At 61.0% G+C, this 18,574-nt stretch carries 17 protein-coding genes, 1 tRNA gene and 1 pseudogene; 6 read left to right on the forward strand and 13 right to left on the reverse strand.

The features are described from left to right. Nucleotides 1–24 precede the first annotated feature (24 nt). The 3 genes from fusA to rpsL all read right to left on the reverse strand — a co-directional run bounded on the left by fusA (nt 25) and on the right by rpsL (nt 3,130). On the reverse strand, nt 25–2,118 hold the full coding sequence (gene fusA / locus B6S01_RS07080; protein WP_037464414.1) for an elongation factor G: 2,094 nt from the start codon (nt 2,116–2,118) through the stop codon (nt 25–27). Nucleotides 2,119–2,272: 154 nt separating this feature from the next. Then, nucleotides 2,273–2,743, reverse strand: a complete 471-nt coding sequence (gene rpsG, locus B6S01_RS07085) for a 30S ribosomal protein S7 (protein WP_037464411.1) — start codon at nt 2,741–2,743, stop codon at nt 2,273–2,275. A gap of 15 nt (nt 2,744–2,758) precedes the next feature. Then, the gene (gene rpsL / locus B6S01_RS07090; protein ID WP_007686591.1) at nt 2,759–3,130 is read right to left on the reverse strand and encodes a 30S ribosomal protein S12; all 372 of its coding nucleotides are present in this window, start codon (nt 3,128–3,130) and stop codon (nt 2,759–2,761) included. 663 nt (nt 3,131–3,793) lie between these two features. On the opposite strand from rpsL, the gene B6S01_RS07095 reads away from it, so the two are divergent. Further along, complete coding sequence (locus B6S01_RS07095) at nt 3,794–4,984, forward strand: M23 family metallopeptidase (protein WP_081570318.1); 1,191 nt, start codon at nt 3,794–3,796, stop codon at nt 4,982–4,984. Nucleotides 4,985–5,258: 274 nt separating this feature from the next. Here the strand turns inward: B6S01_RS07095 and B6S01_RS07100 are convergent, their stop codons facing one another. Further along, entirely contained in the window at nt 5,259–5,501 is a 243-nt protein-coding gene (locus tag B6S01_RS07100; RefSeq protein WP_037464406.1) for a hypothetical protein, read from the reverse strand. A gap of 311 nt (nt 5,502–5,812) precedes the next feature. On the opposite strand from B6S01_RS07100, the gene B6S01_RS07105 reads away from it, so the two are divergent. After that, complete coding sequence (locus B6S01_RS07105) at nt 5,813–6,388, forward strand: recombinase family protein (protein WP_037464403.1); 576 nt, start codon at nt 5,813–5,815, stop codon at nt 6,386–6,388. A gap of 1,342 nt (nt 6,389–7,730) precedes the next feature. On the opposite strand, the gene B6S01_RS07115 is transcribed toward B6S01_RS07105, so the two are convergent. The 9 genes and pseudogenes from B6S01_RS07115 to yajC form a co-directional block, all read right to left on the reverse strand. Then, entirely contained in the window at nt 7,731–9,002 is a 1,272-nt protein-coding gene (locus tag B6S01_RS07115) for a hypothetical protein (RefSeq protein WP_051908199.1), read from the reverse strand. 102 nt (nt 9,003–9,104) lie between these two features. After that, nucleotides 9,105–10,211, reverse strand: a complete 1,107-nt coding sequence (locus B6S01_RS07120; RefSeq protein ID WP_037464398.1) for an MrcB family domain-containing protein — start codon at nt 10,209–10,211, stop codon at nt 9,105–9,107. A gap of 41 nt (nt 10,212–10,252) precedes the next feature. Continuing rightward, nucleotides 10,253–10,891 (reverse strand): annotated as a pseudogene (locus B6S01_RS07125) (magnesium chelatase domain-containing protein); the annotation flags it as partial. Nucleotides 10,892–10,934: 43 nt separating this feature from the next. After that, the gene (locus B6S01_RS07130; protein WP_037464396.1) at nt 10,935–11,609 is read right to left on the reverse strand and encodes an RlmE family RNA methyltransferase; all 675 of its coding nucleotides are present in this window, start codon (nt 11,607–11,609) and stop codon (nt 10,935–10,937) included. Beyond that, the gene (locus B6S01_RS07135) at nt 11,606–12,724 is read right to left on the reverse strand and encodes a Ppx/GppA phosphatase family protein (RefSeq protein ID WP_037464392.1); all 1,119 of its coding nucleotides are present in this window, start codon (nt 12,722–12,724) and stop codon (nt 11,606–11,608) included. The genes B6S01_RS07130 and B6S01_RS07135 overlap by 4 nt, the downstream gene beginning before the upstream one ends. A 131-nt stretch (nt 12,725–12,855) precedes the next feature. Next, entirely contained in the window at nt 12,856–13,233 is a 378-nt protein-coding gene (locus B6S01_RS07140; protein WP_081570319.1) for an Mth938-like domain-containing protein, read from the reverse strand. A 17-nt stretch (nt 13,234–13,250) separates the two neighbouring features. Next, a complete protein-coding gene (gene secF / locus B6S01_RS07145; protein ID WP_037464389.1) occupies nt 13,251–14,237 on the reverse strand; it encodes a protein translocase subunit SecF in 987 nt (328 codons plus the stop codon). Between the two features lie 18 nt (nt 14,238–14,255). Continuing rightward, nucleotides 14,256–15,854: a protein translocase subunit SecD gene (gene secD, locus B6S01_RS07150; protein ID WP_037464386.1), complete on the reverse strand. Its 1,599-nt coding sequence runs from the start codon at nt 15,852–15,854 to the stop codon at nt 14,256–14,258. A gap of 7 nt (nt 15,855–15,861) precedes the next feature. Then, nucleotides 15,862–16,197 (reverse strand): preprotein translocase subunit YajC, encoded by a 336-nt coding sequence (gene yajC / locus B6S01_RS07155; RefSeq protein ID WP_037464383.1) that lies wholly within the window; start codon nt 16,195–16,197, stop codon nt 15,862–15,864. A 186-nt stretch (nt 16,198–16,383) separates the two neighbouring features. On the opposite strand from yajC, the gene B6S01_RS07160 reads away from it, so the two are divergent. The 4 genes from B6S01_RS07160 to B6S01_RS07175 all read left to right on the forward strand — a co-directional run bounded on the left by B6S01_RS07160 (nt 16,384) and on the right by B6S01_RS07175 (nt 18,485). Next, nucleotides 16,384–16,460: transfer RNA gene (locus B6S01_RS07160), tRNA-Pro, on the forward strand. A 277-nt stretch (nt 16,461–16,737) separates the two neighbouring features. After that, nucleotides 16,738–17,556 carry a hypothetical protein gene (locus B6S01_RS07165; protein ID WP_156479351.1) on the forward strand — a complete coding sequence of 273 codons (819 nt, stop codon included), beginning with the start codon at nt 16,738–16,740 and terminating at the stop codon, nt 17,554–17,556. 73 nt (nt 17,557–17,629) lie between these two features. Continuing rightward, on the forward strand, nt 17,630–17,827 hold the full coding sequence (locus tag B6S01_RS07170; protein WP_037464378.1) for a helix-turn-helix transcriptional regulator: 198 nt from the start codon (nt 17,630–17,632) through the stop codon (nt 17,825–17,827). Nucleotides 17,828–17,939: 112 nt separating this feature from the next. Then, the gene (locus B6S01_RS07175) at nt 17,940–18,485 is read left to right on the forward strand and encodes a hypothetical protein (protein ID WP_051908198.1); all 546 of its coding nucleotides are present in this window, start codon (nt 17,940–17,942) and stop codon (nt 18,483–18,485) included. The last annotated feature ends 89 nt before the right edge of the window (nt 18,486–18,574 follow it).

An 18,574-nucleotide genomic window follows, 5' to 3' on the forward strand; every position in this document is an offset into this window, starting at 1 on the left:
TCGCGGCCCGGCCGAGGAAAATCATCAGGCCATCTTTGCCTTGACTTCATCCGCAACATTCTGCGGCACTTCGTCATAATGGGAGAAGATCATGGAGTAGTTCGCGCGGCCCTGGGTGAAGGAACGCAGCGAGTTCACATAGCCGAACATGTTGGCCAGCGGGACCATAGCCTCGACCACCTGCGCGTTGCCGCGCGTATCGGTGCCCTGGATCTGGCCGCGACGGCTGTTCATGTCGCCGATAACGTCGCCCAGATATTCTTCCGGGGTGACGACCTCGACCTTCATGACCGGTTCGAGCAGCGTGATGCCCGCCTTCTGCGCGACTTCGCGCATCGCGGCGCGGCCGGTGATTTCGAACGCCAGCGCCGACGAGTCGACGTCATGATAGGCGCCGTCATAGAGCGTGATTTCGAAATCGATGATCGGGAAGCCGATCAGCGAACCGGTGGCCGCGGTTTCGCGCATGCCCTTCTCGATCGCAGGGATATATTCCTTGGGAATATTACCGCCCTTGATCTCGTCCTTGAAGATGATGCCCGCGCCACGTTCGCCCGGCGTGACCTTCACCTTGACGCGGCCGAACTGGCCGGTGCCGCCCGACTGCTTCTTGTGGGTATAGTCGACGTCCACGGCCTTCTTGAGATACTCGCGATAGGCCACCTGCGGCGCACCGACATTCGCCTCGACCTTGAACTCGCGCTTCATGCGGTCGACCAGGATTTCGAGGTGAAGTTCGCCCATGCCCTTGATGATGGTCTGGCCCGATTCGTGGTCGGTCGAGACACGGAAGGACGGATCTTCGGCGGCCAGGCGATTGAGAGCAACGCCCATCTTTTCCTGGTCGGCCTTGGTCTTGGGTTCGACGGACAGTTCGATAACCGGCTCGGGGAATTCCATCCGCTCCAGGATGATCGGCTGGCGCTCAGCGCACAGCGTATCACCGGTGGTGGTTTCCTTCATGCCGGCCAGCGCGACGATGTCGCCAGCATAGGCCGCATCGATGTCTTCACGGCTGTTCGCATGCATCAGCAGCATACGGCCGATCTTTTCCTTCTTGTCCTTGACCGAGTTCAGATAGGTGCCCTTGGTCAGGGTGCCTGAATAGACGCGCAGGAAGGTCAGCGACCCCACGAACGGATCGTTCATGATCTTGAACGCCAGGCCCGAGAAGGGAGCGTCGTCTGCGGTCGCGCGGCTGTCGGGCTCTTCGGTGTCCGGGTTGATACCCTGAACGTCTTCGATATCCAGCGGCGAAGGCAGATAGTCCACGACCGCGTCGAGCAGGGGCTGCACGCCCTTGTTCTTGAACGCCGAACCACACAGGACCGGCACGAACGACTGGTTCAGCGTGCCCTTGCGGATCAACTTCTTGAGCGTGGCGGTATCGGGCAGATTGCCTTCGAGATAGGCTTCCATCGCCTCGTCGTCCTGCTCGACAGCCAGTTCGATCAGCTTTTCACGATATTCGGCAGCCTTGTCGGCGAGATCGGCCGGGATTTCCTCATAGGTGAACTCGGCACCCAGATTCTCATCCTTCCAGATGATCGCGCGATTCTCGACCAGATCGACCAGGCCCTTGAACTCCGACTCCGCACCAATAGGCAGATAGAGAACGGCCGGGGTCGCGCCTAGGCGATCGATGATCGTCTGCACGCAATAATAGAAGTTGGCGCCGGTACGATCGAGCTTGTTGATGAAGCACATCCGCGGGACCTTGTACTTGTCCGCCTGGCGCCACACGGTTTCCGACTGCGGCTCAACACCGGCCACACCGTCGAACGCGGCAACCGCGCCGTCAAGCACACGCAGCGAACGCTCGACTTCGATGGTGAAGTCGACGTGGCCGGGAGTGTCGATGATGTTCAGGCGATGCTCGGGGCCCTTGCCCTCTTCAGCCTTCCAAACGCAGGTCGTCGCAGCCGAGGTGATGGTTATACCACGCTCCTGCTCCTGCTCCATCCAGTCCATCGTGGCCGCGCCGTCATGGACTTCGCCAATCTTGTAGGACTTGCCGGTATAATAAAGGATGCGCTCGGTCGTCGTGGTCTTGCCGGCGTCGATATGCGCCATGATACCGAAATTGCGATAGCGTTCGAGCGGATGGCTGCGGGCCATGATGCTTCTCCGTTGCCGGCGCGCCGGCGGTGAGTGAATGAGTCTTGCGGCTGGCCCCTAAACCAATCCGTCCGCCATGGGTAGCCCCACAGCGAACGGACGGATCTTCAAAAACCAGATAAGCGGAGCGGGCGCCGGAGCGTCCGCCAAGCCTTTACCAGCGATAGTGCGAGAAGGCGCGGTTCGCTTCCGCCATGCGGTGCGTGTCTTCGCGCTTCTTGACGGCATTGCCGCGGTTGTTGGCAGCGTCCAGCAACTCACCCGACAGGCGGGCCGCCATGGTGGTTTCGCTGCGGTTACGCGAAGCCGTGATCAGCCAGCGAATGGCCAGCGCCTGAGCGCGCTCGGGACGCACTTCGACGGGGACCTGATAGGTCGCACCACCAACACGGCGGCTGCGGACTTCGATGCCGGGCTTCACATTGTTGAGCGCATCATGGAACATCGCGATCGGGTCCTTCTTGGACTTCGTCTCGACGGTTTCGAGCGCACCGTATACGATGGACTCGGCGACGGCCTTCTTGCCGTCCTGCATGATGCTGTTCATGAACTTCGACAGCACGATATCACCGAACTTGGGATCGGGAAGGATAACGCGCTTTTCGGGGCGACGACGACGTGACATATTACTGGTCTCCCCTTACTTCGGACGCTTCGCGCCGTACTTCGAACGGCTCTGCTTACGGTCCTTGACGCCCTGGGTATCCAGAACGCCGCGCAGCACGTGATAACGCACACCGGGAAGGTCGCGTACGCGGCCGCCGCGGATCAGCACAACACTGTGCTCCTGAAGGTTATGGCCTTCACCCGGAATGTAGGTGATGACTTCGCGCTGGTTGACCAGACGCACCTTCGCCACCTTGCGGAGAGCCGAGTTCGGCTTCTTCGGGGTCGTCGTGTAAACACGGGTGCAAACGCCGCGCTTTTGCGGGTTCGCTTCCATCGCAGGGACCTTCGACTTGGTCTTCTGCAGCTCGCGGCCCTTGCGGACCAGCTGGTTGATCGTTGGCATGAAGCCCTTCACCTTTTCAGTTACTTTACCGGAACCATCCCCGCGTTGCTTGCCGCAGGAGGCGCAAATCCTCCAAACAGCAAAGGCCCCGGTGGGCAGACGCCCCCTGGAGCCGCAAGAGCAGCCGGCAATGTTCAGCTCTGCCTAGCGCCATCGACCTGAAGACGAATCCCCAATGCATCCGGTAGCTGAGCAGGCGCGCCTATAGCCATGGCGCCTTTCAGGGTCAAGCGGCGTCCCAAATGCTTCGTCAGCCGCACCCATCGCCTCCAGCGCCATGAAGGGGTGGCTATCCAGTCGGCGCAGGACGCCGAGAAGCCCTGGCAAGCAACGGCGAAACGCTGGAGCGCATGTTAAGGAGCGTGCCGATCCCATTGCTGGTAACGCGCCTTGGCGGAGCGGTCGTCCGCTTCAATGACGCGGCGGCCGATTTCGGCGCTGCGGCGCCCCCAATTCAGGCGCCGGCGCTGCTACGCTTGGCCCGAACGACCCTTTCTCAAAACGCCTGAAAAAATTTGCCGTTGCCGGGAACCGCAACCCCGATTGAACGTTTGAACCCGCCTTCATTTCGACTCGTCACGAGTCGGCCGGTGTGGATTCGCACGGCCCCCCTGCATTTGCTACCGCCCCGATTCTTGAAAAAAATAGAGTGCGGGGTCGCAATTGTTGTATCGAACCAAGAAGGGGGTTGCCGCCCTCTGGGTCAGGATCATTGCCCTGTGCCCGGAGCGGGAAATCTTCCTGCGATCTGGCGGGCAGGTCACATTCATACGCATATCGACCCGAGTTCAGTTGCTGGCGGCGGTGCTTCTTTGCGCGCTTTTGATGGGAGCGGCAGGCCTTTCACTCTCGATGGCCTCCGGCCGCTCGGCTGCGGCGCAAGACCGCGCCGCGATGGACGCCGAGCGCAAGGCGGTCGCCAAGGCTTCCTACAAGGTGGAAAGCTATCGCCGGTCGGTGGAGGCACTCGCACGCGACCTTCAGGCGCGGCAGGATTTCATGGTCGATCTTTACCGCGCCCATTTCGGCGAAGAGGAAGGTGACGCGGCAGAAGGATTGGTGGGCAGGTCGGACAAGGCGGCCGACAAGGGTGGCTCTCCCGCTCTCAAGCTCCAGATCAGCGCCTCTTCGGAAGCCCAGCCACTGCTGACGATTGATGCCCGTCAGCGCCGTTTCGCCATGCTGCTGACTCATGCCGTAGAGCGGCGCGCCGACAAAACGGCGGCGGCGATCCGCAGTTTCGGCCTGAACCCCGAAGCTCTGGCGCGCACCGCCGCGCGGGCGCAGGGCGGCCCCTTTGTCCCATGGCGCGGCCAGCGCGACGCGATGCCGCAGGAGTTTGAACGGCTGGCGGACGCGCTGTCTCGCATGGAGTTTCTGGAGAGCAGCCTGATGACGATTCCGTCGGGTCGCCCCACTTTGGCGCCGATGCAATCCAGTTCATACGGCTATCGCCGCGACCCGTTCAACGGCCACGCGGCATTTCATGCCGGTGTCGATTTCCCCGGTAGCCACGGTCAGCCGATCCTGGCCGCCGCAGCAGGCAAAGTCAGCTTTGTCGGCCAGCGCAGCGGCTATGGCAATGTGGTAGAGGTTAGTCACGGCAATGGCATCATGACCCGCTACGCTCATCTGTCGGGATTTGCCGCCCGAGTCGGCCAGCAGGTCGGCCGGGGCGCGATGATCGCTCGCATGGGATCGACCGGCCGCTCTACTGGCGACCACCTGCATTTCGAGGTGCGGCTGAATGGCGAGCCGATCAATCCCCGCCGTTTCCTGGATGCGCGGAAAGACGTTCTTCAAGTGCAGCGGGTCGCGACAGCCCGCCTCGCCGATGTCGGCCATCGGGGTTAACCACCCCGGCCGCCTTCGAAGCTACGCCTCACGGCTCGTTTTGGCGGCATTTCCCTGCCACAGTTGATCACTTTCATTATAAAAATCCGAAGGCTCATATACGCATGAGCGAACACGCCAGTCCCCCCATGGGGAGGGGGTGCCCCACGATAGGGGCCGCCGGTAACCTGAGGGACACCTAAGGAACCGAGAGGGGGCGGGTAGCTGCGCGAAGCAGTGAGGGAAAAGGTGCCGGGGATCAGCATCTTTATGGACGGCTACCCCCGGCACACCTTCAGTCCGCTTGCCGGTCTCGAAGCGGCCGGTCCACCTCGAAGCAATAGGTCTTCCTGCCGAGCCTCAGGGTCAAGCGGGTGTGCAGAGTAGCAGGCCCCCACTTCGGCCGCGCCTCCCACGCCTCCCGAGCGAAACCAAGGCGCTTTGCGGCTGGCATGAGGTCCGCCTGCTCCGCGTGCTCGAGATCAAGACCGATGGCGCGGACGGCGCGGCAATGGTTCACAGCGAGTTCAAAGATCATATACCCCCCTTAGGTGTTGCTGAGGGCTGTCCATCTAATGCCTGACGCTGTCCAAGTCTCTGCAAATAAACCACCTTTGGCCTGACCTTCAGGCCACCGGGAAGGCTCCCACGGGTTTCTGCGGTTTCCTACGGCGGCCCTGAGTCCAACCGAGTCTGATTTACGGTGGACCGATCACGCCTCCAAATCTGGAGGCGTTACGAAAACGGTCGATTTAGATACAACCTCCGCCACTGTATCGGAAAATAGCTTGACAGGTATTTCGATCCACTCCTATTTCCGGTGCACGTTTCCGATACAGAAGGATCACCATGGCCCGCACCTTCGCTTACTGCCGTGTCAGCACCACCGATCAGACCACCGACAACCAAGTCCGCGAGATTGAGGGGGCAGGATTCGCCATCGAACCTAAGCGGGTCGTGAGCGAGACCGTCTCCGGCTCCGTCGCCGCCATGGAGCGCAAAGGCTTCGCGCGGCTGGTGGATCGACTGGAGGCTGGCGATGTGCTGATTGTGACGAAGCTGGACCGGCTGGGCCGTAATGCGATGGACGTTCGCGCCACGGTGGAGAAGCTGGCCGGTGAAGGCGTCCGCGTCCACTGCCTCGCCTTGGGTGGAGTGGACCTGACCAGCCCGGCGGGGAAAATGACCATGGGCGTTATCAGCGCCGTGGCCGAGTTCGAGCGCGACCTCCTGATTGAGCGCACCCAAGCGGGCCTGAGCCGCGCCAAGGCTGAGGGGAAGACCTTAGGTCGCCCGTCTGCCCTTTCACAGAAGCAGCAGGAAGTCGTGAGGTCACGCCGGGCCGCTGGGGTGTCTTTGGGGACGCTGGCGAAGGAGTATGGCGTCAGCCGCGCCGCGATCCAACGGGCGGAGAAGCGGGCCTGAGGTTTCCCCTCGGGTGGCCGCTGCCCTGCTTTGTTTTTTCCGCCGTTCAGCGCCCACAGGCTCCATAGGAGGCCCTCAGGCATCCTCATTGGTCCGAACATCATCCCGTCCGCTGCCGTCCCATTCGGGCGGGATTTTTCAACCACCATCAGCACAGGAGGGCGCATGCCCCGCAAGAAAATACCCGTACCGGTTCCACCGGCCTCCAAATGGTGCCACCAGTGCCAGCAAGTGAGGCCAATTCAGATGTTTGGGCAGGACCGAAGCAAGAAGGACGGGATGCACTACTGCTGCCTGCGCTGTGCGGACGATAAGGACCGCCAACGGGCTGCAAGGGGCGCGGAGTTTTCTCGACTGGCCTGCCGGTCAGTTTTCCACGCCTAAACGCAACGTCGTGCTTCTATTCTACTTCTTCGCTCCGACAGCTGCGGCGGTAGCGACGAGGCCCGCACCAGGAAAGCCCAGCATACCTAAGACAACTTCCGAGAGCCCGGCGACAGCGAAAGAGAGAGGGTCGCGGCATACCGCCGACTTTACGCGACCGAGCCACCGAGCAGCATCTATGACAAGTCCGTCACCATACTGCCCCCACTTCTCATCCGCCGCAGCGTCTAGAAGAAGGCCTAGCGCGCTGTGAAGGCACCTGAGGTCTTCTAGGAGCGCCTCCCGTTCTTCGAGGGGCGGCCCTCCGTTGCCTCCAGGAGCATCGTAGTGGGCGATCAGCGCATCGATTGAGGACAACGCTGCGGGGACCATCATGCGAACGGCCTGAGCCTTCTCCGCCGGGGACGCGAAACCAGTCCAAGATGCAGAGTGGATGGCGATGGTCGCATCACTCGTGCCCGTAGGAGCCGTTTGGGGCATCCCCAAAGTGATAGGCTCACCGCCTATGGTAAGGCGCTCGCCCTCGATAGTGAGATGAGTCGTCTCAGTGCCGTTAGCCTGATGACGATGGACGGTGTCCGAAATAGGGGACTGGGAAGCTGTCTCCGCTTCATTGGCGAGATAGCCATTCTGGACGTAGCCATTTTCAACATAGCTGTTACCGAGAGGCTGCGCCGCTCCCCCCAATGGCGTCGACCCGATTGGTCCGCTTCCCAATACCAACGGTCCCTCCCTTCCTTGATCGGATATTCTATCCTGCATTACCGGTCTTCAGGAACCACGCCAATCGCTGAAGCAGTAGCCGCCGCCCACAAGGGAGAAAAAGCCAGCCGCCGGTCTATCCTCGACTCCATCACGTGGCAGGCATGAGCATCCGTGAGGTAGGGAAGGTCGCTGCGGCTTCCTCTGCCATGGTCCCGAAGGCCCTAAAGAAAGTCGCCTAAGTCTCCGCCTTGCCTTATTCCGCAGCGGCTTGAGCGGCCGGAGCTGCCTCCCGCCTGCTCTTCATGATGTCCAACAGGCTGGTCTTCAGTTCAGGCACCTTGTCGAGCGCCTTTTGAAATGCGGGGCTGGCGGTAAGCTCATGCCACGGGCTTCCGTAGGTCTCGTCATCAACTAACCTGAGGGGAGCTTCCTCCAACCTGGTAAGCGCCGATGCAAAAAGCCTAGCTTCGAAGCTCTCATCGATCCTTGCAGCTTCCCGCCGATAGCCCTCGTATGCCTTAGCTACGGATGCTTTGAAGGAATAGTCCTCCTGGAGCTTGAAAAGCTGACCAATCTGCTTGGTCGACAACCAAGCGAACCAAAGCGGCGCACCGATGCTGAGTATAGAGATAACTAGGCTGGACCAAACCCGCACCCCGTCAGCATCGGATGTCAGCAACTTTTGCAGTTCCGAGATGCGGTAGGCTCCTGCGCACCCGATAATTAGCAACGAAACGACGAGCCCGGCGACCCAACGACGTACCGACCAATGTAATTTGTCCGCGCGACTGTCGAAAGCCGCTGCCAGTCCGACTGTTGTCGTCACCCGATATGCTTCGCTGCATTCAGCGACGAGCTTCGCTGCCGTTTCCTTATGTTTCTCTAACGCACTTACGGCCGACGTTGCCTGCTCGAGCGCAGCATCTATCCGCCCTGCAGCGGATGAGGCCGACGTCCGATGGCCCTCGATTTCCGAGCGAGCCTCAGTGAGCGTCGCGAGATCGGTTGGCAAATTAAGGGCGGCCTCTCGAGCCGCCTCTATGTCCTCTATCGCCTTGTCCAACGCAGATGTGCGCGGTTCGAGAGACTTGAGCCGCGCTTCTACGCTGCGCAGCCTTGTCGCCAGCGGCTTCGGAAGAACGTCAGCCGGGACCGATTTCCAATCCACTGGAGCCGGTTCTGCGGGCAACTCGTGGCCAATAACCAGGAAAAGGTCAAAAAGCTGCTGAACGACAATGGTGGAATTTCCGCCGGGCAAGTTTGGCAGGACGTTTCCAATTTCGTATGTAATGCGGGCTGGCAATTCTCGAAGTAGGTTTTCGAGAGTGACGTCTAAATCGTCCGCCGTGAGCGACCGAACTCGCTGAGCTAGCCTGTCAGGGACTGCAGCAAGCTCGCGCCGAGTAATAGCCGGGTACTGCCAGCCCCACACCTGATTGTAAGGCGGCTCCTCATTATGAGTCGCGATGATTTTTTCTGAAAGTTTTTCTAATGCCGCTGCCGCTTCTTCGATAATCTTGTCCATCCCGCCCCCTTTAGTGCGAACAATTAGCTATTCCGAAACTTGATAGTTGCACCTGCCCACCATTCATCACGCTAGCACAAGCCTGCCATGCGGCCTTGATACCTATTCCGCTAGCAGCGCGTATTCGAAAGCCATTGGTTTAAGCTGGTCGGGATTTAATCGCCAAGGCTGAAGGCGATGGACGGTCCCACCCGATGCGATAGGCTGGGGTCCATGCCGATCCAAGTCTATGGAATGAACCACGAACAGCGCGTTGTTAATAGTACCACTCTGATGCAGCGTCACCTCGTTCGCTGTGAGCATGATAGCGCCTAAACCGCCAGTCGTGCCCTTAACCTCGACCACGGTTTTGCAGCCGTTCTTCGAAGCTAGAAAGTCGTATGATGCTGTTGCAGAGTGGTCTTCAACGGTGAAACCCTCACGCTCCAATATCGACTTCGCAAGCTCCATCGCTCGCCTTTCCACCGCCTGTCGCTCTGGCCCCGAAAGACCGCGCCCTTGCCCAGCCCTGGAGCGCCCCATAAGGGGCTTCGCAATTTCATCGACTGCCTCAACGGCCTCAATGATCTCAGGCGCTATCTCCCCAGGCATTCGCCTTTGATCCTGGGCACCGTAGAGCTGTCCCAAGAGCCCGGCGAACATGACTGCATCGGCAGTTAGCTGAGCTTCATCTGGAAGATTGTCAGCCGGATACCAAATGCCCGCCACAGTCGATTTTTCGTAAGGCTTCGCCAACTTCCCTGGGCCCTCGCCCAGATCAATCTTGCTTTGCACCCTTGGGTCGCGCAAAAGCGCATCCCCCAACGTTGTGCGGGCCCAGGTCAATAAATCAGCGAGCTGTCCGTCAGCTCGCGGCACGAACATCCCGTTGAGGAACGATGTGGATCCATGAGCCAAGGCCAAATAGACACCAGATCCATCGGACCGGAAGAGATAGACGCAATACCAGCCATTTTGGGCGGACGGTGAACGGCTGGCGGAAAAGAAACGCGCCCAGGGTATGGCCGTCTTCCTGCCGGTCCCATCCCTCCCTTCGAAGTGCAAATCGCTTATCAGCGGGCCCATTGCATGCTGAAGGTTGCCGGATATGCGGCTGAGTTCGGCAGGAAGCTCCTTCCGAACGACGACCCCTCGGCGCTCCATGGCAGGCGTGTTTGCGCTGTCCCATTCGAGTTGCAGCTCTAAAATTTCGGCGAGTAAGTTCCGCATCTTGCCCCCAACATTTGAATGGGTCTTTACGCTCTCATCGGGAGCAGGTTATGACCGCCAGCCGCAGCGATCTCCAATGCACGCTTGGCCGTCTCCTGTCCCTTGACCTGTTTCAGGTCGGACACGCGCGGCGGCGGCTCCACCGCGCCGGGCTGGGGAGGCGACAGCGCAGCGCTGCCCTTGAAATGGTTGAGAAGGCTGAGCAGGTCCGGCGCCGCGATCACTTCAACCTGGCCCGCCCATGCCGCTTCCGGCCCTTGAGCAACCGGGCACACCAGGCCCAGTTCCCTTTCCCCGGCGTGCAACGCGGCAAGCAGGACCCCGGGGGTTGAAGCGATACGGCCGTCCAGGCCCAATTCTCCGACCACCACATATCCGGCCAGCGTCTCCGCATCGATCACCCCCATCGCTCCCAGCAGGGCCAGGGCGATAGGCAGATCGAAATGAGAGCCTTCCTTGGGCAGATCAGCAGGCGAAAGGTTTACCGTAATCCGCTTGGGCGGCAGCGACAGCCCTATGGCGGCAATCGCGTTGCGCACCCGTTCCCGGCTTTCCGCCACCGCCTTGTCAGGCAGGCCTACCACGATGAAATTGGGCAGGCCGGGGACCAGTTGGCACTGAACCTCCACGCTGCGCGCGTCCAGCCCAAGATAGGCGACCGTCGATACCGTCGAAACCAATGTGCCCCCGCTGTCCTGAAAAATGCCGCTGCGTGCTGTGGCGTCAGCCCTGTTCTTCGGGCCGTCCCTTGAAACCCTGCGCCACGACATACCACTCAACGCTGCCCTTTCGGCTCGCAGGCGGCTTGGCGTGCTTGATCGTCGTGAAATGCTTTTTCAATATGGCGAGCAGGTCAGCATCAGTCCCCCCCGCAAACACCTTCGCGACGAAGGTTCCTCCCTTTCGCAGGTTTTCCACCGCGAACCAGGCGGCCGCCTCGACCAGCCCCATCGTGCGCAGATGATCGGTCTGCGCATGGCCCACAGTATTTGCCGCCATGTCAGAGATGACGAGGTCCGGCGCATCCCCCAGAGTCTCGGTCAGCAGAGCTGGAGCCTTGTCATCCATGAAGTCCATCTGGAACAGGGTGACGCCATGAATGGGATCGGTCGGCAGCAGGTCGATACCCACCACCTTCGCCTTGGGCGACAATTTCCTGACCACCTGAGCCCATCCGCCGGGCGCGACGCCCAGATCGACGACGGCGCGCGATCCCTTCACGAAATGAAACTTCTCGTCCAGCTCGATCAGCTTGAAGGCAGCGCGGCTGCGCCACCCTTCCGCCTTGGCGCGCCGGACATAGGGGTCGTTAAGCTGCCGTTCGAGCCAGCGCGTCGATTGCGCCGTACGTCCCTTTGCCGATTTTACCCGGACCTTGCCCGCACCTGCACCCCTCACATCACTACTCCGTCACGGTCCATCAGGCCGCGCAATATGCCTTCACGAATGCCCCGGTCCGCTACGCCCAGCCGTTCGGCGGGCCAGATGTCGAGTATGGCTTCCAATATGGCGCAGCCCGCCACGACCAGGTCCGCCCGTTCCGATCCGATACAGGGCAGCTTCTGCCGCTCCGCCAGCGCCATGGTCGACAGCCTGCCGGAAATGGCACGCATCGACGCGGATGGTACGATCAGCCCGTCGATGGCCTGCCTGTCATAGCGCGGAAGGTTAAGATGCAAGCTGGCCAGCGTTGTAACCGTCCCCGATGTGCCCAGCAGCCTTATCGCTGGCACATTGCGCGGCAGGCGGCGGGCAAGCGGGGCGAATGCGTCGGCGACGCGCGCGCGCATCCGCGCATAGGCGGCGATGCGTTCGCCCGGATCGGCATGGTCAAACAATTCGCTTTCCGTGAGCGAGACGACGCCCCAAGGCGCGCTGACCCAATCGACAATATGCGGCGCGCCCGACTGATTGGCGTCTACCAGCACCAGTTCGGTCGAGCCCCCGCCGATGTCGAATATCAGCGCGGGGCTATCGCCTGGCTCCAGCAACGCATGGCATCCCATGACCGCCAGCCTGGCTTCCTCCTGCGCACTGATGATGTCGAGCGCTATGCCAGTTTCGCGATAGACGCGCTGAATGAAGTCGGCGCCGTTGGAGGCGCGGCGACATGCCTCTGTCGCAACCGATCGCGCAAGCGTCACATGCCGACGCCGCAGCTTGTCGGCGCAGATGGCCAACGCTGCAATCGCCCGATCGATGGCGGCGTCGCTGATCCGTCCGGTCGCCGCCAGCCCTTCGCCCAACCGGACGATCCGTGAGAAGGCATCTACGACGATGAACCCATCAGCGGAAGGCTTGGCAATCAGCAGGCGGCAATTATTGGTGCCAAGGTCGATCGCGGCATAGGACCGTCTGCCACGCGGCGAATGGGGCAATGGACCCCGCTGCGCCGACGGGGGAGGTATGGCCGCAGCCTTGCTCCCATTACCCTGGCCGGAACGGGCGCCCTTGCCCGAAACACCCCCGGCGGGACCGGAACTCTGCGGCGATGGGCGGCTTTGCTGCACCATGGCCGTAACTCTTTTCTTCTTCGCCGACACCGACAGGTGACGGAACTTGGCTTCAGACTATGCGGATGGAGCACAAAGCGCAAGACGGAGCCAGAAAAGCCAACAACATAGCGCGCGGCATATGCTGCCGGTCAAAGCGGGAGCAGAGCCGCCACGATCCAACGCTCTTCCGCGCGGAGCACGCCCCAGGCACGCGCCGCCGCGCGGCTGTCCATCACTTCAACGCCAATGCCTTTGGCCTCCAGTTCGCGGACGAAGGCGCGCGGCGGCTGACGCAAACCCGCGCCAGTACCGAGCAGCAAGAATTCCGGCCGTGGTTCGACATCCAGAAGATCGCCCAATACGGCCAGGGTCAACTCGTCAGGCGATGGCGCACCGGTCCATGCCAGCGCCCGAACCGGGCTGAGCAGCAGGCCACCCGGAAAGACGTCATCCCTCACACGAAAGCCACGGCCGGCAAAGCCCGTGACGATGGGCCCCTGGCCCGCATCGTCGCGGCGCAATTCCATGCCAGTGCGCTTGACGTTCAGGGCCGCGCCCCGTCATCACGCGGACCCGTGCGCTCAGCCCTGTCGGCGATATTGGTCTTGGCCGCCTTTCGTTCCGACACCTGCGGCGAGAGGCCCAGCGTGATCAGCAGCGACGAGGACACATAGACCGAGGAATATGTGCCAACGACGATGCCCAGCATCATGGCCGCGGTAAAACCACGCAGCACATGGCCGCCGAAGAACAGCAACGCGCCCAGCGCCAGCATGATCGTGACAGAGGTCATGACCGTGCGCGGCAGCGTCTCATTGACCGACAGGTCGATGAGCGACTTCATGTCCATCTTGCGGTATTTGCGCATATTCTCGCGGATACGGTCGTCGATCACCATCTTGTCGTTGATGGAATAACCGACGATCGTCAGCACCGCGGCGACGATATTCAGGTCGAATTCCAGCTGGGTAACCGCAAAAAAGCCCAGCGTCATCAGCAGATCATGCATAATGGCGACGAAGGTCGAAACGCCGAACTGCCATTCATAACGAAACCAGGAAAACACCGCGATGCCGATCACGGCAAGCAAGACGGCCAGGACACCGTTCTGGATCAGTTCGCCCGAAACCTTGCCCGACACGGTATCGTAGCGGGAGAATGTCACGCCCGGAAACTGGGCCGTCATGGCGTTACGAGTCTTTTCGACAACAGCATTTGCCGCGCCCGCCCCGCCCTGTTCGGGCAAGGGAAGGCGGATCTGCACGGTGTTGGGATCGCCAAATTGCTGGAGCGAGCTTTCGCCCACATCCAGCGCGGCAATGGTTCTGCGCACACGATCCGTTTCAACCGCCTGGGGAAAGCGCGCCTCGATCATCAGGCCGCCGACGAAATCGACGCCCAGGTTGAGGCCACGATAGGCGGTGGCGCCGACGGCAAGCACGGTCAGCAGCGCCGTCAGGGCGAAGGCCCAGTGGCGCAGCTTCACAAAGCCGATGTTGGTGTGATCGGGGACGAGCTTGAGAAGTTTCATGGGTCTTTCTCCCGGCCCTTAAATGACGATCTCGGTCGGACGCTTGGCACGAAGCCAGCGCGACGCGAGCAGGCGGGTGAAGGTCACGGCCGTGAATACGCTGGTTGCGATGCCGATCAGCAGCACGATGGCGAAACCCTTGACCGGGCCGGAACCCAAGGCGAGCATGATGCCACCAGCGATGGCGTGAGTGACATTCGCTTCGAAAATGGTCCGGCTGGCTTCCTTATAGCCGAACTCGATCGCCTGTACGACATTTCGCCCGCGCCGCCGCTCCTCACGAATCCGCTCATAAATGAGCACGTTGGCATCCACCGCCGTGCCGATGGTCAGCACGAAGCCGGCGATGCCCGGCAGCGTCAACGTCGCGCCCAGCATGCCCATGACGCCCAGGATGACGAGCACGTTTATCGCGACGGCAAGGTTCGCGTACATGCCGAACCGACCGTAGCTGACGAACATGAAGACAGCGACCGCGACCACGGCGATGATCGAAGCCATAAGGCCCGCCCGGATCGAATCCGCACCCAGCTGCGGGCCCACCGTACGCTCCTCAACCACCGTCAATGCGACAGGCAGCTTGCCCGAGCGCAGTGCGATCGCCAGCTGGTTCGCGCTTTCCACGGTAAAGTTGCCGCTGATCTGAGCGGAGCCACCGAGGATCGGTTCATTGATGTTCGGGGCCGACAACACTTTGCCGTCCAGGATGATGGCAAAGGGCCGGTTGACATTCTGCGACGTCACCTGGCCAAACTTGCGCCCCCCCGATCCGTTGAAGCGGATGTTGACGATCGGCTGGTTATTCTGGTCATAGCCCTGCGTAGCGTCGGTGAGATCTTCTCCCGACACCATAACCTGGCGCTTGACCGCAATCACTGGCACACCGGAAGGATTATCGAGATAGGGCAACACCTCGCTGCCCACGGGCGCGCGGCCCTGCGCCACTTCGGACGGGTTGGCGGCGGTATCGACCAGCTTGAATTCCAGCTTGGCCGTCTGGCCCAGCAGGTCTTTCAGCGCCTTGGGGTTTTGCAGGCCGGGAACCTGTACGACGATACGATTGCCGCCCTGCTGCTGGATCGTGGGCTCGCGCGTGCCCATTTCGTCGATGCGCTTGCGGATGACCTCGGTCGCGACTTCCATCGCGCTCTTGACCGCATTGTCGATCCCCGCGCTTGTCGGCGTGATGACGATGGTCGAACTGTTCACCACCTCGACATTGAAGTCACGCTGACCGGTGAGGCCCGCGCCTTGCGTCAGCGGCCGGATACGCTCGACCGCGGCATCAACCTGCGACGGGTCGCGAACCATGAAGCTGAGCTTGCCATCGCGGCTGGAAATGTCGCCGATGGCTATGCGCGGGCTGCCCCGGCGCAGTTCCGTGCGGACCTGCTCCTCCATATTGACGAGGCGCTGCCTGGCCACATCCTGCGTTGATGCTTCAAGCAGCAGATGACTGCCGCCCGACAGATCCAGACCCAGGTTGACGCGGGTCTGCATGAAGGATGGCAGCCGCTCGACGGCGGTGTCGGGCAGGAAGCTCGGGACCGCGCAGAGGATGCCGATAACCAGGGGCAGCAGGATCGCCGTAACGGCCCAGCGCGAAAAGTTCAGCATCGCTGGCTCAGTCGTTCGCGGGCTTGGCGGTCGTAGGATCGACGACGTCGGTGAGGGTCGATTTGACGGCCTTCACCTTCATGCCAGGCGCAAGTTCCACATCGACATAATGCTCATCGACCCGGGCGACCTTTCCAACCAGGCCACCGCCGGTCACTACCTGATCGCCCTTTTTCACTGCGTCGATCTTTGCCTTATGCTCCTTCATCCGCTTTTGCTGCGGGCGGATCAGCAGAAAGTAGAAGACGACGAAGATGAGGACGAGCGGCGCCATCTGTATCAGCATGGATGCGCCGGACGACTGCTCGCCCGCGGTCTGGGCAAAGGCTGGGGTAATGAGCATGGTGGGACTTTCGCCTTGTTCTCTTGTCCAGCCGCAGACAGGCAAGTGCCTGCGGATCAAAGGCGCGCGGCTAACACAGATATGGATAGTGAGGCAATATGATTAGGGATGGCGTTGGACGGCAAAAAGGGCGCACCGAAACGCTTGCATGTTCTCAAACATGCTTCTATGTGCCGCCGCTCCGGTCGGGACGTAGCGCAGCCTGGTAGCGCATCACACTGGGGGTGTGGGGGTCGGAGGTTCGAATCCTCTCGTCCCGACCAATATTTCAATGACTTAGCCAATATTTTTACCCCGCCGGGGGCCACCAAATTCGCTCTGGTGGTGCGCTGGTGGTGCAAACTTAATTTTGGCGATTGCCACGCAGTGCATCTCAACGCCTCGACATCGCACTCGCCCGGCACCCTTCCGATTGAAGATTCGCCTCACTCTGCTTATTCCAGCCGATAGATGCGAGAGCAGTTGCCTCTTCGCCCCGCCGAGTTCGTCAAAATTCGGGATGGCTATATTGCGTTTCTGAAACAACCAGCAGGAACGGCCTTGACCGCCATCATCCCGACAAGTGTGCTCGGCGCGATGGCATCGGCGGCGAAGCACGGACGCAAACGTCGCAACGGGCTCCACTTAGCGCAATTGGCCTCGGTAGTCGTCGTATTGCTAGCTGTGGTCCTGATCGCTGCTCAGGATCGGATCGCACACGGCGGCGGTTTGGTCCTCCTTTTTGCTGGAGGCTGCACCTTCATATGGGCGCGCAAACGCGCCAAGGTGCGCGATGAACCGGAAATCGACGAAATCCTCACCGAGCCGGATGAAACGCTGGCGCGTAATCTGCGGGCACTAGACGACTTTCGAAAACAGATCGCCAGCGGCGACATCCCATGCGTCGAGCGACTTCCCGATGGGAACCTTAAGCCCGTTACGAAGAGCACCCTTCGCGCATTTCTTGCCGATCATGGCACGCTTCTCATTGTCAGCCGGGATCAAAACCTTTGGCAATGCATCCCGCACCGTCCAATTCCCATGAGCGAATTGCTGGTCAAGCTGGGCGGTCGCGTTGCCCCTGCCCTCGTCACCTCCAGAACATTGCTCGACACCGCCGACCGCGACTTATTTGACCGCCGCATAAAGTGGCTTCTTGCCCATTCCGAAGCAGACCCACGTGCAAACTCCTTCCGCGAGGCGATCCAGATCATCATAGCTTTGCGACGCCCCGAACTCGACGGACTGACGTTCGAACGAAAGAAGGAAATCCTTGGCAAAGAGAGGATTAGCGATAGCAGGATGGAGAAAATTCATGCTGGCGTCTATCCAGCTTTCAACAATTATCTGCGCCAATTCCCGATGCATGAATTCCCGTGAATGCGGAACTGAATAGCGTCCAGCGCCTCCCAAAGCCACGTCCTGCGCTCCAACCAGTGGAAAGGACGCCTTCATGCCCCCTGATCGCAACCAACTTCTGACTGTCGTGGACGTGCTCAACGTCACCGGCTTCAAATCTCGGACCACCCTCTATCGCCGCGCCCGCAACGGCAGCTTTCCCAGTCCCTGCCACATTGGCTCTGGCAAAATTCGATGGCGATCCGGCGATGTCGAGGATTGGCTGAACAGCCTTCAGCCCCGCCGCTACTGAACTGAACCGCAGACGCTTCCCGGCTCCGGCCTGATGGCGGGGGCGGGCCCGTCGCGTCTGCATCCCCGACCCGAACACCCCAAACAATCGTGGTTTCACGAAAGGATGCCCCATGTCTTCCATCCGCAACACCGTCGATCGGCTGGCCGCCTGGCTGGCTGGCCGGTTCCATGTCACGCTGCGCTTCACGGTCCATCAGCGGCTTGCGCCCATCGTCGAGCCGCTGATCGAGCGGCTGCTGCTCTTCGATGACGATGGCGAGACCTACCGCTGTTCGATCAGCCACTGGACCCTCAACGAACGCCCTGTCCTGCACACCCACCGGGGCGTCGTATCGACGCTGCGGGTGGATGGTCCCCTGCAGGATGCAGGCAGAACCTGTCTCCCGCGGGGCGGACTTATCGAAGCCCCGCATGTCACCGCGCATCTCGATCCCATCGCGGCAAGGCAGCTCGACAACCTGTTGCAGGATGCCATCGACGAAGTGATCCAAAATTGGATCATCGAACACGGCCTTTACGACCAACCCCGTCAGCGCCGGGAGATCGACCGCCGCAGGGCCGACCGCGAAGCCAAGCGGATCATCGCCGCCTGGGTGTCCGATGCCACCGCTGACGCTTCGGGAGAAGCCTGCCGGGAAGGATCGAACCATGCCTGATCCGGTCGCCCAAAGGGCAAGGTTGCTGGGCTGCGATGCTACGCATCGAGCCGACAATTCAGATACACACCTCACGCACGGGTGCATCC

The organism is Sphingobium herbicidovorans, from assembly GCF_002080435.1.
Classification (GTDB): Bacteria; Pseudomonadota; Alphaproteobacteria; order Sphingomonadales; family Sphingomonadaceae; genus Sphingobium; species Sphingobium herbicidovorans.